The sequence below is a fragment of the Ideonella paludis genome, from assembly GCF_018069865.1.
GTDB classification, from domain to species: domain Bacteria; phylum Pseudomonadota; class Gammaproteobacteria; order Burkholderiales; family Burkholderiaceae_C; genus Ideonella; species Ideonella paludis.
Window position 1 is genome coordinate 1 of sequence record NZ_JAGQDG010000010.1, and the last position, 14651, is coordinate 14651.

Sequence of the window (14651 nt, forward strand, 5' to 3'; positions counted from 1 at the left end):
GTTCATCACGGGTCTCAAAAGACTGGATGGCCAGGTTGGAAAGCAGCCTCTCCACATCCCTGTCGGACAGCTTGCTGCCCTCGATGCGGGTTGACGACCCGATGCTCTCTATGGTGGCCACCCTGCGTAAGGCAGACAGACGATCAGGCGCTAGGGTGCCCAAGGCACGCCAAGCGCCTTTGAACTCATCAATCCGAGCGATCAGGCTCAAGATCTCAGGGGTGATTCGAAGGGTGTCAGAGCGGAGCATAGAACCAATAATACGCCCAATAACACCCATTTCTCAGAATGTGGACCCTTCAGGGATCTGACGAAAGAATGGGTGTGAATGGATGCTTTATGGGTTCACGCTCGACCAACTGTGGTGCAGTCACACGCCCTGGCGCCTGTCGCCTACAGCAGGTTCAATGGCATGAAGATCGACACCATCGCAAATATGGCCAGCAAGGCGTTGAGAGTCAACGTTCGCTGCGCTTGCTTCACGGCCCATCTGTAGATCAAGCACAGCAACACCACTGCTGTCGGTTCACCTTAATCGTGTCACCAATGGCACCTTAATTTGGCAGCGATGATCCCTTAATCTGTCACCGGAGCCCTCAACGCGGCTTCGAGACGTTCAAGATTGCGCACTTTCCGCCTGCGTCCTGGCTGTGAGCTTGAAGGTGCCGGCGGCGGCGGCCTCCTCGAGCAGTTCCATGCTGATGGACTCTGTTTTGGTCCTGATAGCCAGCTCAGCCGCTTGCGCCAACAGCTTGGTCACCTTGCCTGTCAGGCCACCGCTGTAGGCCATCAACTTTTGGACAATGTCCTTCTCTGCGAATGGTGACGGCTTGGCCAGTGGCAGCAGGCGGCCGTAGCTCACCACGAAGGATCTGAAGGCGTCACTCTCTCGCCACCTTGGAAGCGCAAAGGGTTCAAAGCGGGAAGCGATCTGCGCATCTGTCTGCATCGCGTACAGCGCTTCGCTGGTTCCCAAGGCAATGATGGGCATCCTGAATTCATTGCTCAGGAACTTCAATTGATTCAGGGACTGGCGTTGCTCTCGAACTGAGCCTGCCAGCAGGTGATGCACCTCATCAACGATCATCACCTTGGGTGGCGATCGATGCATCAGCCGCAAGCACAGCATCTCGATGTCTAGGCCACGGCGCGCAAATGGCGCTTGATGGCCGAGCCCCTCGATGATCTGTGAGTACAGTCTCCCGTCGTCGGGTTTTGCTGGCATCTGGAGCCGCAGCACCCTGCGACTGACCACTTCGCCATCACCATCGTGAACGTCAGGGTGATCTCTGACAAACTTCTCCATCAACATGGTCTTACCCATATTGCTGTCCCCGTACAGAAGCATGCTGGGCATGCGGCCGCAAGGTGGGTGATCCAGGAGGTGCTCCATCCGCGCCAATGCTTCGTCACCCAGTGCGTATGACACCCATTTAGGCGTGTACAAGCGGTGAATGCGCTCGCTGCTGGACACATCAATGTAGGACCAAACGCCCGGATGCAGATGTTCAAGACCCGCCACGTCATTGCTCCCAAATTTCGCCTTCGAACGGTTGCACCGGCTTATCGTAATCAACGGGCGGGACTGGCGCGCCTGCACGCAAAGTTTCTGTAGCCGACGCCCCGTTCTTCTGTCGCTGCGCAGAGCGCCTCGCTACTTTGGTCTTGCCGCTGGCCTGCTCAATCAATGCTCGCTGCTCTAACACCGCTTCGAACATCGCTGCCTGCGTCACTTGGCAGTTGGCGGCCTCTCGCATGCGTGCCACTGCCGATCGTTGCTCCCACAATGAAATAGGCGGCAGCGCGATATCCGCATAGGCAATCGGGACGTAGCTTCCGTCGCGACTCTGAGCGTAGACCTTCGAGAGATTTCTGGGGTCGTATCGGACGACCATGGTTTCGCCCAGCTTGGCCAACACGGGCAGCACCGGATCCCAATAGCGAATGTTGAACAGATGCAAGCCGTCACGTCTGAGCTTGCGCATCTCGAACGGCAAAAAGCTGACGGTGAATTGTTCGATGTCGCCCGGCAGAGCGCCAAGCCCAGCACCCGCATTGCGCATGGCCTCGCTCCAGGCCGCCGCAGGTCGCCGACCAAGGCTGCGATGCACTCGATGGTGGTATTGGTCGCAGATCTCTATCGCCAACCAGCGCTCAAGCTCGCCCAAGGTCATCACCGCTTCGGCCTCTGAGGGGTATGCCCCTTTGTCCTGCGGGTTCGACCCTGTCGTGCCAGGTAGCAGATGCACTCTCCCCATCATCGTGCCGATCAAACGTTCGATATGACCGCCATACCGCGGCTGACGCACCGGCCTCAGGATCAATGTCATGCCGTGCTCGTCACAGCCACGCTGCAAAGCCGCACTTGTGAAGTCAGGGCCATTGTCCGCATGAATGGACTGGGGGATGCCCCATACTGGCCACGAGCAGGGCAAGCCTCTGGCTTTGAGCCAGAGGTCCTTGGGCATCACCGTGTGCGTCAAGCACAGTGCCACCGAGGTAGAGGAGGGAGCTTCCAGAGAGAGGTAAAAGCCCGTCACCATTCGGGTGCAGACGTCCACAGCCAAGGTCAACCAAGGTCGCCCGATGGGAAGTCTATGCTCGTCGTCCAACACCACGACATCGACTCTGGTGTGGTCAATCTGAACGACTTCCAGCGCCCGCTCCACCCGATAGCTGCCCGGCACGGTTTCGAACAAGGCTGCCACTTCCTTGGGCTGCAGCCTAGCCTTGGCCACTTCCATGGCATCGAGTGCTCGCAGTCTTGCCAGGATGGGCTTTCGTGATGGTGCAGCAAGTCTGCGGTGGGCACAGCGCAATCCAACTTGCCGGACGACCTCCTCTTTCTTCGCACGGGTCTTGGTCAGATAGACATCTCTGATGACCTCATCGATGACACTCTCGATCTGAGGACTCAATCGACTCGCACCCGTTGGCGCCCCCGCTCGGGCTGGCAGCAGTGCAGAAGTCGATGGGGTTTTGCGATAGGCCGCCAACCAGCGAAACACCGTGCGCTCAGACACGCCCATGAGGTCCGCAATACGTCCAGCCTCAGCTTTGACGTCTGCACTTGCTTGCAGCTGCTGAACCGCTTTCTCGCGGTCTCGGGCTTGCTGCCAATCTGCGTCGCTCGTTTGCTCCAGACCAGTGAGGTCCAAGCGCTTGCGCTCCAAGACGGGAAGCTGGCGCAACGCTGATGCTGGGGTTGTCGACACCGCACCGGTAGCCAGATCGCGAACCTGCACTTGCCCGGATGCGTTGACCTGGACGATGATCACGACACGGTCGTCTGCAACGGCCGTTGCGCCTGGCACCACCACTAGCTGCTTCATTGACGCCCCCTGTTACGCAACCTACGCACATGGTGACACGATTAAGGGATTATTTGCAAGTTACTGACAAATAAAGGGTTCACATTCGGGAGCGCACTTCACCCAAAGAATCACATGAAGTGAGCAATTGCTCAGCCTGTAATGGCCATAAACTGTGGCCGTGGCCGCTGCCAAATTAAGGTGCCATTGGTGACACGATTAAGGAAAACCGACACCACTACCAACTCGCGATCAGCATGGTGAGCCTAGGTATCTTGCTCGGCGGAGCCGATGCGGTACGACGTATCTCTGATTGGCTCACCAGATTTCGCCACACCGACCTGCTGCTGGAAGGCCTGTTGGCCAAGGTCATCGTGGACCCGGACGACGAGACAACTGAGTTCTTCCACGAGCAGCCCTACGACCCGCTGATCGATGCGTTCTACACCGCCGAGACCCCGCAAGACGCCAGCGCTTTTGTGAAGCAATATCTAGAGGGTTGGTACAAGTCGTTCGAGGGAGTGCCATGGCACGACGGGCACCTGGTGGTTACCGACGAGTATTCAGCCTACGAGGGCTATTGGGCCTTTGAGGCAGCTGCGATCTGCGTGCTGTATGGCATCGATGACAGCAGCTTTCGGGACCATTTGGTCTATCCCAAAGACTTGGCTGACTGGGCGCGTGAGCACAAAGTGCTGGATCGACTCCAGCCTGGCCAAGGTGCCCAAGCTTTGCGGATGCGGTGTCAGGGCGGGCAACCCTGTCCACAAGCCGGGCTCTGGTCTACACCGGCTAAGGCCAACAGTCAGGGACATTTGAGCACTTCAACAACGTTCATCCCCACCCAAGTTTGAGGATGATGTCGCCCAGGGGGAGATGGCGGCAGAATCAGCCCGCCCGCCAGGGCTAACTCAGCGACTGGACTGGTCCGGTATCGCGGGGGCAAGATCAGTTTGTGCAAACCTCTCGTAACGGGCCCCGAAATGAGTACCGCGCATATGTTTCGATGGATGAAGCGTTTTACAGATAGACGCAAGCTTGCGCATACTCCTGCGGATAGCCACGTCAATGATCTTGGCACCATTGATGTTCCCCAAGAGGTCATTCGGGCGACACTCTTGAATCACATGATGGCAGCCATGGCTGGCCTGCGGTCGAGATATTGGGCGGGCATCCCTATCGTGTTCTTGCTCTGCTGGAGCTACACCGATCAGGTGGTGCTGATCGCATGGGTAATCAGCAATATGGTGTGGTGGGGCTTTCGGGCCACCATGCAAAAGCGCTATTTGGCGCAATCTGAGCAAGAGCGAAGCAATAGCTTCGACATGTGGGCCGGCTTGAATCTCATCTGGAACTTTGGCTACGCCCTTCAGTGGGGCATCCTGACCCTGCTGATCTTTAACGATCTGCCCCTCACCCAGAAGACACTCTTGACCATGCTCATGGTAGCCAACGCGGCCATCGTGGTCGTCTTCACGCAGGGCGAGAAGATCATGATCCGAGTGCCTCTGTGGCTCTTCATGGGTGCCCTGGCGGTGGCATGGTATGTGAGTGACTTCGAGGCCAAAGCACTGGTCGCCGCGTGGATCCTGCTGCTGTGCCTAGAGTTTGAAGACGCCATGAACCGACAGTATCAGCAGTTGGTCGCCATGCTGTCACTGTCTTACCGCAACCAAGTGCTGGCCAGCCGAATCACCGAGCAAAACAGCGCACTGTCGGAGGCCCTGGACTCACGCCGCCGCCTAATTGCGGTGGCCAGCCATGATCTGCGCCAACCGGTCCACTCCTTAGGCATGTACGTGGAGAGCTGGCGCCCCACACAAGACTTAGCGGAACAGGAGCAGCGCGCCCGAACGGCACTCAGCGGCATCCGGCACATGCAAGAGATCTTGAACACATTGCTCGACCTCGGACGCATAGAAAGCGGTGCTCTGGATGCCCGACCACGGCAGTTCGATGTAGAGCGAATGTTGCGTGACGTGGCCGATAACTTTCAAGTGCTGGCCGACGCCAAAGGTTTGTCACTGCAAGTCAACGCCTCGGCACAGGACATGGTCTCCGAGCCTTCCTTGCTGAGAAGAGCCGTCTGGAACTTGGTGAGCAATGCCATCAAGTACACCGAAGAAGGGCAAGTTGCGCTGATTCTGCAAACCAAAGGGGACAGGCTGCAGATCACGGTCAAAGATACTGGCCCTGGCATCGCGCCTGAGGATCAAGCCCACATCTTCAAAGAGTTCCACCGATTGGAGGGCACAGACGCGATCGAAGGGGTGGGCCTGGGCCTTGCCGTGGTAGACCGTATCGTTCGCTACTTAGGCGGGAATATCCACCTTGTCTCATATGTGGGTCAAGGCTCAGAGTTCACGCTGGAGCTGCCCCTCGCTCCAGCAGGCCAGACGCTCACACCCCGCCCACCAGCACCCCGCGAGCGAGCGCGCGATCTGCCCTCGCTTGAGGGACTGCAAGTGATGCTGATCGAAAACGATGAGGCCGCACGGCACAGTACGGCCAGCCTATTGGCTGTATGGAACTGCCAGGTGCGTAGCGCTTGCGGTGGTGCCGAGGCCCTGCAGATGCTGCGGTCCTCAGCGCCTTGGCCGCAAGTGGTGCTGTCGGACTTTCAACTCGACAACCCAATGGATGGCCTCCAAGTGATTGCCGCCCTTCGCGAAGCGGCTGGCCACCGGACAATTCACGGTATCTTGCTGACCGGAGATGTGAATCCTGGCGTTGCTCAGCGTGCGCAGTCTCAACAAGTGAAGGTGTTGTACAAGCCGTTGCGCCCTTCCCGCCTCCATGCCGCATTGGCTGACTTGACGGGGCTCCCGGAGTCCCCAGACTCCGACTTTCTGAACTGAGCAGATTTCAGAGCATCCTGAAGACTTGCTGGAAGCTCTTGCTGACCTTCAAGACCTCGCTGCGGCCTCGCAAGTGGACCTCCATGAAGCCCAGAGTATTGCGTTTGACAGCAGCAACATGACGGATATTGACGACTACGCTGCGATGAACTCGCGCGAAAAATTTCTCGTCCAGCCGCCCTAGCAATTCGGTGATGCCGGTGCGCACCAATCCTTCACCGCGCTCCGTGACCACACGGGTGTACTTCTGGTCCGCCTGCAGATACACGATTTCTTCAGGCGCCACCAACATCAAATCCTGGCCTTTGGCTACGGTCAGCCAGCCGGCATGTGCCGCAGAAAATCCAGGCTCGCTGTCGACCGAGCCTCGCACCGATGAGGCCTGCTCTGTTTCAGGTACCACAAGCCTGGCGGGCGCGCGGACGGCGACTCCACGTGCATCAACTTTGTCGAGCGCTGCTTTCAGACGCCGCATCGTGACGGGCTTGAGCAAGTAATCCACCGCACTGCGATCAAAGGCTTCAATCGCAAAACCAGCATCACCGGTCACGAAGATCGCAGGCGCGTTGTAGTTGAGCTGGCTCAGCCAGTTCAAGTCGTCCACGCCGGGTAAGTGAATATCCAAAATCAGGAGGTCAGGCGCCAAGCTATCAATGGCTTGGCGGACGCCGTCCACCGAGCCCACCTGGGCCACCACGGACCAGTGTGGCTTGAGCTGCACAACCCACTGGGCCAAGGCCTCCAATTGCACAGGGTCGTCTTCGGCAACTAGGACACGGACTGAAGATGTCATTGCAGGGTCTGGGCGCGTTATAGGCGGTCTCTTCGACAGCCTACTTATTTGTGTCCCTACTGTAAAGCAGGTCCACCGCGCCCAAAGCACTGATCAGGCCCACAAACTGCCATCAGTCGTGATCGATTAAGGCCGATTTGTCAGCACGCCACCACAGAGCCCAAGGTAGCCCGCATTTTGCCCGGACGGCACAAGCCTCACACAACATGCATTGATCTCTTTTTGGATCACATCATCGAGCATCAAGACCTCGAGGTTGCCACCCGGCGCTTGCGAGTGTCAGAGCATGCTCACCATGCGTGCAGCGCGCGGCTCAGAACTGGCAGGGTGCCGCAGTTGCCCGTCGTGTGGGCGCAGCAACAGCAGACTCAACACATCAGGCACCTCGTCGATGCGCTGCTTGATCTCCTGAGCATGGTCGTCGAAATCGGGCAAACATGACCAGTACCAGTGCCACGCCTCGCCCAGTCCATCGTACTTTTGCAAGCGACTACACAAATGTCGCAGCAAAACTTGGGGCGAGGCGATGCTGCCCTGACAGTACCAATCCAAAAAATCACTCAAATCGCCGCCTGGCAGCACGGGCAGCAGGGGTGTTCCCATGCAACTCGCGCGCCAGCATAGGCTGAGATCGGACGAGATCACCAGGTCCGCTGCAGCCATCATTTCGTCTTGCTGTGCCCAATTGGCGGAGGGGAGAAACACCAAAGTCAACTGGCCCAGTTGAATCGCACCATGCCCAGCCACCGGCACACCAAACGCACAGGAAATAATCAATTGCGCCGCCCCTGGCTCCACCCACACCACTGTTGGGCGTTGCGTGGCTCTGAGCGTGCGCACCAGCGGACACGGGTCAAAGGCGATTTCGCCCGACAGAAGCACAAAAAAGCTGCTCTGCTGCGCCTCAGCACACACCTCCTGCGCCTCCAGCAAGTCCCGCCTCCTCCTAAAGAGGTCCCTGAGGCGATGTGCCCGGTGTACCGGAAAGGTCGGCTTCACCGCGCCCCCCTTCAAACTCTGGCTGTCAAAAACCAAGCACGATTCGTGTCTGCAGCCTGGAAATGCGCCCAATGAACGATGCCCCAGCAGCCTATCGCCATCAGGGGCCAGAAGTTGCACCAGCCGAGACTTCCCCCCCTCAGCCGCCAATATCTGTGAATATGCATTTGGCAGCAGTGCGCCCCACACCAGAACAGCGTGGTCCCCAAGAGGGACCAGTGACTGGGTATGAGGTTCAGATATTTCGAGCCCCGCCCAGACCGCATCGCTATCTTCCGGGCCACGAAAACCCGGCAGCCGTGCCGATAGCACAGCTAGGTCATCTACGTACAGCCGAACAGACTCCCCGGCACTGCTCAACTGTTGCGCCAACTGCACTCCAGCCCATAACGAGCCTGTGACCTTTTCGCTGGTAAAAACATCCCAACACTGTGCGCTCATGACGCCCCCCCAAAAGGCTAACGCCACCCTGGTGAGCGGTGCGATATGCGAACCTCATCCATGCATGGCTGCGCTACTATGCTGGCGTCAGATTTGAATCGCTGCAGCTTGCGACGAAGACGCTTGATGCGAGAACAAAGCGAAGAAATTCAACCCCTAAGCACGGGCCGTGTCCAACATGAACGCCTTGATGTACGTGATCCTTGGCATGATTTTGGGCGGAGTGGCAAGCGTCGCCTGGTACCGCCATTTCGGTACACGCGAGCCTATGCGGACGGACATCAAGCCAGCCGATCCTGTGCTGCCAGTTGACACGCACCTGGTGCTCAATGTCTTGAACCGCTTAGCGATTCAGATTACCGACGAGCATCTTCAAGACGGCTTGGAGGCTTTGGGACAATACCTCGCAGCCAACGCGCGCGATATGAAGGAGGGTGGCATTCCACCAGGCGAGTTAGGTCTCAGCTTGGAGAGCTACTGGCGCCTGACCGAGTGGCAGCATCGAAAGGCCGCCGCCGTTTGGCAGCAACTTGGCCCTTGGCCCGAAAACACACATCAACGAGCCGCGCTGCTCGGGAGACTGCTGTCAGCTCTACAAGCGATTGAGCGAGTTGGTGCGGATCGTGTTGAATTGATGGCGAACGGGCCGTGGTCTGCTGGCGAGAGGCGGGAAGCTCAATGCACTGTCTACATTAGCTCAAAGGAAATGCCTCATATCGCCCCGCCACAGGGTTGGAGGCTTGCCGAGAATTCAGCATTGCAGTTCAACGTCACCTGGAATCACGATATAGCGTCATAGCCGCAGTGCTCGTATTGAATGGATCCTCTGACTTACCTTAAACATTCATTTCGTTCCCTCTAAACACCGCTTCATTGCCTGAAATCAGCTGCTCGTCCAGAATTCAACTGACACAGATCATCGACGAGTACTGTGATCCCACATCCTCTGATACGAGTCTGTTGCGAGATCAATGCCGACGACCGAGCTACCTCAGCAAGACCACCGTGCAATGCATGGAATTGCGTCGTGTTCCCGCCGGTACTTACCTTTCACCGTGCAGGCCGGGGGACTTTGCGACGCTGGATCAATGGTCTGCGGAACCGCACCTACCGCCACCTTCTTATGGCAAGCCATTAGGCTTCCCATTGACCCAGGGCGTCTAACCGTGCGCTGTTTCAGCGCAAAGATAGGGAACTCATGTCTATGAGCGCGGAGCGCGGTGGAGTTAAAGATCTACTCGGAGCGCCTAAGTTACTCGACACGGCCAAATGAACTACTCCATATTCGGACTCGCAGCTTGGTTGAGACGGCGTGTGATCGGACGTGCAGGCCTTTTGGCAACATTTCTCATTTTTCTGTGCCTGTGGGGAACGGCTACATCGGCTTCAGCCGTAGCCGTGCTGGGAACAGATATGACCCTGAACGGCAACGCCACTGTGGCGGGAAGCAGCTTACAACTGACTGCATCCGTGGGGAGTCAGGTGGCATCGGCTTGGAAAACTGCACCAGTTTCCACCTCCAAATCATTTGTTACCTCCTTTGCTTTTCAGCTGATTGGCTCGCCAACACAAGCTGACGGCATCTCATTTGCCATGCAAAGTGCCGGACTCAACGCCATCGGCGGTGTTGGCGGAGGTATCGGGGTAGATGGCATCAGCAACCATGTCAATCTCACCATCAGCAGTTGGACAAACAACCGCATTGGATTCGGAAACAACGCTGTGGGAACGAAGCCTGCCCCCAACGCGCTGGGGAGCTGCAGCAGCGTTGTCGGCAATTTCACATTGTCGTATCAAGCAGAGCACAACATTTTGTCGTTGTACGGAACGTACGCCGCTTGCGGAGCCAACTTCACCGTTGCAGACAGCCTCAACGTCAATCTGCAGAGCAAGTTCGGTAGCACCATGTATGTGGGCTTCACAGGAGCAACAGGTGGCGCAGTAGCCACTCAAACCATCACCAGTTGGTCATTGATCAGTACGGGCGACCTCGTGATGCACCATAAGTTTGACAACGCGACCGGTCTCGACACCAGTCCAAACACCGACAGCACAGGAAATGGCTTTGGCGGAACATTTGTGGGCAATGCCGCAATGGGGGCAGCTCCTCCAGCCTTCTGTGGTGGCCAATCGTGGGCCAAGTTTTCTGGCGGCTCACGCGTTCAAGTCACGCAACACGCGGCCCTGAGTCCGCGCCCGAACTTCTCAGTAGCGTTGTGGGCCAGAGCGGATGGAAGTCAGGGGACATGGCGCACACCGCTCATGATGCGGGATGAGTTTCCGACTCGAGGGTTCAATCTTTACGCAAGCACCAGCAATCAGTGGCAATTTTGGACTGGTCGAGGCGATTCAGCGCCCCCCTACTGGGACTCCATCAGTGCAGGCGCAGTGGCACTAGGGCAGTGGGTTCATATTGCAGCGACCTACCAAGCCACTTCAGGTCCTGACGCCAACGGGGTTTATACAGGGGTCGGAACGCTCTACATCAATGGGGTGGCATCTGGCACCAACAACAGCATGCGCTACCTCCCTTCATGGAGCAACAGCCTAACCATCGGAGCCAACGCTTTGAACGGTACAGCGTTCGATGGAGCGGTGGACGATGTGCGCCTATATGGCAGAGCACTGGCAGCTAACGAAGTACAAAACATTACGCAAGCATATTGTCGGCCGGGAGGCATGCCCAGTGCTGCGTGGTGGTCGCAAGCCTCATCTATTTCCCAGGCTGACAATTCAGACATTGCGACCTGGACCAACGACGCAAACCCTTCTAAGGGTCTGAGCGGTAGCGCCACCCGACCTAAGTTCCGCAACAACAATGCGCAGAACATCAATTTCAACCCAGTGGTGGAGTTCACCACCAACCAGTCGTTCACGGCTGCCAGCATGCTGACGACTCAAGCATGGAGCCAGGGGCACTATGCGTTGGTGGGGTACCCCACGGCCAACATGACGAATGTCATGTTGTTGGGCGAGTATGGCGTCCCTGTCAACGGTTGGGACGGGCGCTTTGGCATTCACTTCCCGCATGACGGAGATGTCATTTGGGATTCTGCCGACGCCAGCGTGAGTCGAGCTCGGTACACCGATTCGAATCTGATCAATCGCGTGTCGGTCTTCACCTTCTTTAAAGATGCCTCGACCGCCTCACCTTTCGGTGTCAAACAGGCGATTCGGAAAAATGGCGTGCAGATGGCGACAGCTAGCTCGCCGTCCCCCTTAACGGGTGCAAACGGAACGTTTAGCGTCGGCAACGCGGGAGCGGGTTGGCGCGGCATATTGGCCGAGGGCGTAATGATGTTGGGCAACACCATGAGTAACGCCCAGGCCCAGCAATTGGAAAGCTATCTGGCCGTGAAGTACGGGGTCACCCTTGGCGGCAACGGAGCCCCCGCCACCAGCTACCTGAACAGCGCAGGTAGCACCATCTGGTCGGCCGGCACCGGCTATCACAACAACATCGTAGCGCTGGGGCGAGACGACACCAGTAAGCTCAACCAGTTGATTTCGCGGTCGGTAAACAGTGGGGACCAGATCACCGTCATCTCCGGCACTGCCATGCCGTCCTCGGCCAGCTTGATCACGCCCACCACGGGGGCAATGGCCCTGGCCACAGACCTTTCCTACGTGGTCATGGGCGACAATGGTCAGAGCTCCACCACCACAGCCACCATCACCGTGGGCACCTTGGCCGGGCGCGCACGCAGCAGCCGCATTTGGCGCTTGCAAGCGACCGGCACCGTACCCTCGCAGCTCAGCATCTGCGTACCGGACAGCATGCTTCCCAGCGGTTTCACCTCAGGGGGCTCAGCACTCTGGCTGAGCACCGCTACGGCACAAGACTTCAGCACCGGCACCGCTGACACAACCATGACTGCAGCCACCTGTGTCGCCAGCGGAGCGGGTGTGAGCACCGGCGTGCCTGGGCGCATCGCCACCGTTTCAAATGCCGTGCTTAACGGCATGGGCGGTGTGGGCTACTTCACGGTCACGCGCAGGCTGCTGGACCACATCGAGATCTCCGCCAGCAGCAACAGCGGTGTGACCTGTGCGCCCACCACCTACACCATCAAGGCCTGCGGAGATGCGAGCTGCAGCAGCCTGTTCACGGGGGGGCTGACAGGCAGCCTGAGCCTGACCGGGGCAGGGGTGAGCACCCTGTTCCCCTCGGGGGCCAGCTTCAGCATTCCCGCAGGCAGCTCCAGCACCACGATCAGTGCCCAGGTCACCAGCGTGAGCACAGCCACGGTGGGCGTCACCAGCCTCTCCCTGACGCCCGGTCACAGCAGCCCGGTGTGGTGCGGCCTGGGCGCCGCCGCCAGCAGCACGGGGGCCTGCACCATGGCGGTGGGCAGCGCCGGGTTCTTGTTTGACGTGCCCGACCACTATGCGGGGGCCAGCCAAGCCCTGTCCATCAAGGCCGTGCGCACGAGCGACAACGCCCAGGTCTGCGTGCCCGCCTTTGCCAACGTCACCCGAGCCATCAAGGCCACCTGCGCCTATGTCAACCCCAGCAGCGGCAGCTCGCCGGTGCAACTGGGAGCAGTCAAACTCAATGCGGGCAATAGCAGCGCAGCCTGCGATGCCACGGGCCAGACCCTGAACCTGGCCTTTGATGCCAACGGTGCCACCAGCACTACCGCGCAGTATTGGGACGCTGGGCGTGTGCAACTCAGCCTGAGCTACACCGGCTCGGTGGGCACCAATGACGCGGGCCTGAGCCTCAGCGGTAGCGACCAGTTCATCGCAGCACCCATGGGCTTTATCGTCACCGACTACCCAAGCGTGGCCACGGCCGGCAGCCCCTTCAGCTTCAAGATCAAGGCCTTGGCCTGGGGGTCCAACATCAACGTCCTGCCCAACTTTGGGCAAGAGAGCCCACGCGAAGGCGTGGTGCTGGACTGGGTGCGCTCCGAGCCGCTGGGGGTGGGCGCTCAAAGCGGCAGCTTCAGCGGCACGCTGGGCCTGTTCAGCGGCGGGGTGGCCGATGTCAGTGCAGCCAGTTGGAGCGAAGTCGGACGCGTCTCACCCACAGCACGCCTGGCCAGCAACAGCTATTTGGGCAGCGGCTTGACAGCGGCAGGCAACCCAATCGGCGTCATGGGCTGGACGCACTGCGCGAGTGAGGCAGGTGGCAGCGCCAACCCCTGCGTGATTCCCAGCGGGGTGATGGCTGCCGTCTATTACGGAATCGGCGCCTACGGCTTCATGAAGACCGGGCAGAGTGGTTCGGTGCCCTGCAGCAACGCTTATTTCGGTGACCCTGCCTCAGGCTCGCCTAAGGCCTGCTACTACACGGCCTTGTCCGGCGCAGGCAGCGTCACCACGCATGTCCAAGTCAAGCCCGCGCGGCTGGAGCTGGCCGCCACTGCGGCCTGCGGCAGCTTCAGCTATGCAGGCCAGCCCTTTGGGGTGACGGCCAGGGCCAAGAACGCCTTGGGGGCCATCACTCAGAACTATGCGGGCACTGTCGCGCGCAGCGTGAACCTGACAGACGCCAGTGGCAACACGACGGGCAGCTTGACAGGCAGCATCCCCGCCAGTGCCTTCAGCCTTGGCGTGGCCAGCCTGCCCAGCAGCGCTGGCACAGCGCCCGTGTTCAGCTTCACCAACAAACTGACCGCCCCGCAAACCATCAGCGTGCGGGCCACCGACACGGACGGTGTCAGCTCCAATGGCTATGACGCCAGCCAATTCTTGCGCAGCGGGCGGCTGCAGATGAGCAATGCCTTTGGCAATGAGAAAAGCCCTTTGCAGGTCCCTCTACAGCTTCAGTACTGGAGCGGTAAGAGCTGGGTGCTCAACGGTGCCGATACCTGTACGGTGATTCCAACAGCCTCCGTGGTGCGAGCGCGCACGCTCAACCATAACAACACACCAGCGAGTTGGAGTACTGTGGTCAGCGGAATCAGCCTAAGCGGGGGCAGCGGTTTCATCACCCTGGCGGCTCCAAGCTTCAACGGCACGGGTACAGTAGATTTAGCGATCAACTTGGGGGCGGGCAGCAGCGACAACAGTTGCAACAGCGTCGTTGGCAGCGCTACGGGTGCCGCTTTGCCTTGGCTGCGCTCACGCCAAGGCAGTTGTGCCAGTAGCTTCGACCGCGATCCCAGTGCACGCGCGAGTTTCGGCATTTTTGCGCCGGAAACCCGAAAATTGATTCACATACGAGACATCTATTGAGACTGCAAGGTTGGGCGGGACAGCGGCGCAGACGAGCCGTCCGTTTGAGTCCATGCTTGCATTTTG

8 protein-coding genes and 1 pseudogene are annotated in these 14651 nt (G+C 58.9%); 4 read left to right on the forward strand and 5 right to left on the reverse strand.

Annotated elements, in window-relative coordinates; translation table 11 throughout:
• The 3 genes and pseudogenes from KAK11_RS20810 to KAK11_RS20820 all read right to left on the reverse strand — a co-directional run.
• Nucleotides 1–250 (reverse strand): annotated as a pseudogene (locus KAK11_RS20810) (Fic family protein); the annotation flags it as partial.
• Between the two features lie 366 nt (nucleotides 251–616).
• Entirely contained in the window at nucleotides 617–1522 is a 906-nt protein-coding gene (locus KAK11_RS20815; RefSeq protein ID WP_310737847.1) for a TniB family NTP-binding protein, read from the reverse strand.
• A 1-nt stretch (nucleotide 1523) separates the two neighbouring features.
• A complete protein-coding gene (locus KAK11_RS20820; RefSeq protein WP_210811483.1) occupies nucleotides 1524–3332 on the reverse strand; it encodes a TnsB C-terminal domain-containing protein in 1809 nt (602 codons plus the stop codon).
• A 236-nt stretch (nucleotides 3333–3568) separates the two neighbouring features.
• On the opposite strand from KAK11_RS20820, the gene KAK11_RS20825 reads away from it, so the two are divergent.
• Together KAK11_RS20825 and KAK11_RS20830 are read left to right on the forward strand one after the other, a co-directional pair.
• A complete protein-coding gene (locus KAK11_RS20825) occupies nucleotides 3569–4165 on the forward strand; it encodes a PoNe immunity protein domain-containing protein (RefSeq protein WP_210811484.1) in 597 nt (198 codons plus the stop codon).
• A gap of 285 nt (nucleotides 4166–4450) precedes the next feature.
• Nucleotides 4451–6169 carry an ATP-binding response regulator gene (locus tag KAK11_RS20830; protein WP_210811486.1) on the forward strand — a complete coding sequence of 573 codons (1719 nt, stop codon included), beginning with the start codon at nucleotides 4451–4453 and terminating at the stop codon, nucleotides 6167–6169.
• Between the two features lie 7 nt (nucleotides 6170–6176).
• Here KAK11_RS20830 and KAK11_RS20835 read toward each other — a convergent pair whose 3' ends face one another.
• Together KAK11_RS20835 and KAK11_RS20840 are read right to left on the reverse strand one after the other, a co-directional pair.
• Nucleotides 6177–6962, reverse strand: coding sequence for a LytR/AlgR family response regulator transcription factor (locus tag KAK11_RS20835; RefSeq protein WP_246499202.1), 786 nt, complete (start codon nucleotides 6960–6962; stop codon nucleotides 6177–6179).
• Nucleotides 6963–7241: 279 nt separating this feature from the next.
• Complete coding sequence (locus KAK11_RS20840) at nucleotides 7242–7997, reverse strand: elongation factor P maturation arginine rhamnosyltransferase EarP (protein WP_210811493.1); 756 nt, start codon at nucleotides 7995–7997, stop codon at nucleotides 7242–7244.
• Nucleotides 7998–8571: 574 nt separating this feature from the next.
• Here KAK11_RS20840 and KAK11_RS20845 point away from each other — a divergent pair.
• Together KAK11_RS20845 and KAK11_RS22370 are read left to right on the forward strand one after the other, a co-directional pair.
• Nucleotides 8572–9201, forward strand: a complete 630-nt coding sequence (locus tag KAK11_RS20845; RefSeq protein ID WP_210811494.1) for a hypothetical protein — start codon at nucleotides 8572–8574, stop codon at nucleotides 9199–9201.
• A gap of 614 nt (nucleotides 9202–9815) precedes the next feature.
• Nucleotides 9816–14585, forward strand: coding sequence for a DUF8202 domain-containing protein (locus KAK11_RS22370; protein WP_210811496.1), 4770 nt, complete (start codon nucleotides 9816–9818; stop codon nucleotides 14583–14585).
• Nucleotides 14586–14651 lie beyond the last annotated feature (66 nt).

What these genes read in the sequence shown, in the direction of transcription:
- KAK11_RS20820 (WP_210811483.1), bottom strand. Translation starts at nt 3,332, where the DNA reads ATGAAGCAGCTAGTGGTGGTGCCAGGCGCAACGGCCGTTGCAGACGAC.
- KAK11_RS22370 (WP_210811496.1), top strand. Translation starts at nt 9,816, where the DNA reads ATGACCCTGAACGGCAACGCCACTGTGGCGGGAAGCAGCTTACAACTG.
- KAK11_RS20830 (WP_210811486.1), top strand. Translation starts at nt 4,451, where the DNA reads ATGGCTGGCCTGCGGTCGAGATATTGGGCGGGCATCCCTATCGTGTTC.
- KAK11_RS20825 (WP_210811484.1), top strand. Translation starts at nt 3,569, where the DNA reads ATGGTGAGCCTAGGTATCTTGCTCGGCGGAGCCGATGCGGTACGACGT.
- KAK11_RS20835 (WP_246499202.1), bottom strand. Translation starts at nt 6,962, where the DNA reads ATGACATCTTCAGTCCGTGTCCTAGTTGCCGAAGACGACCCTGTGCAA.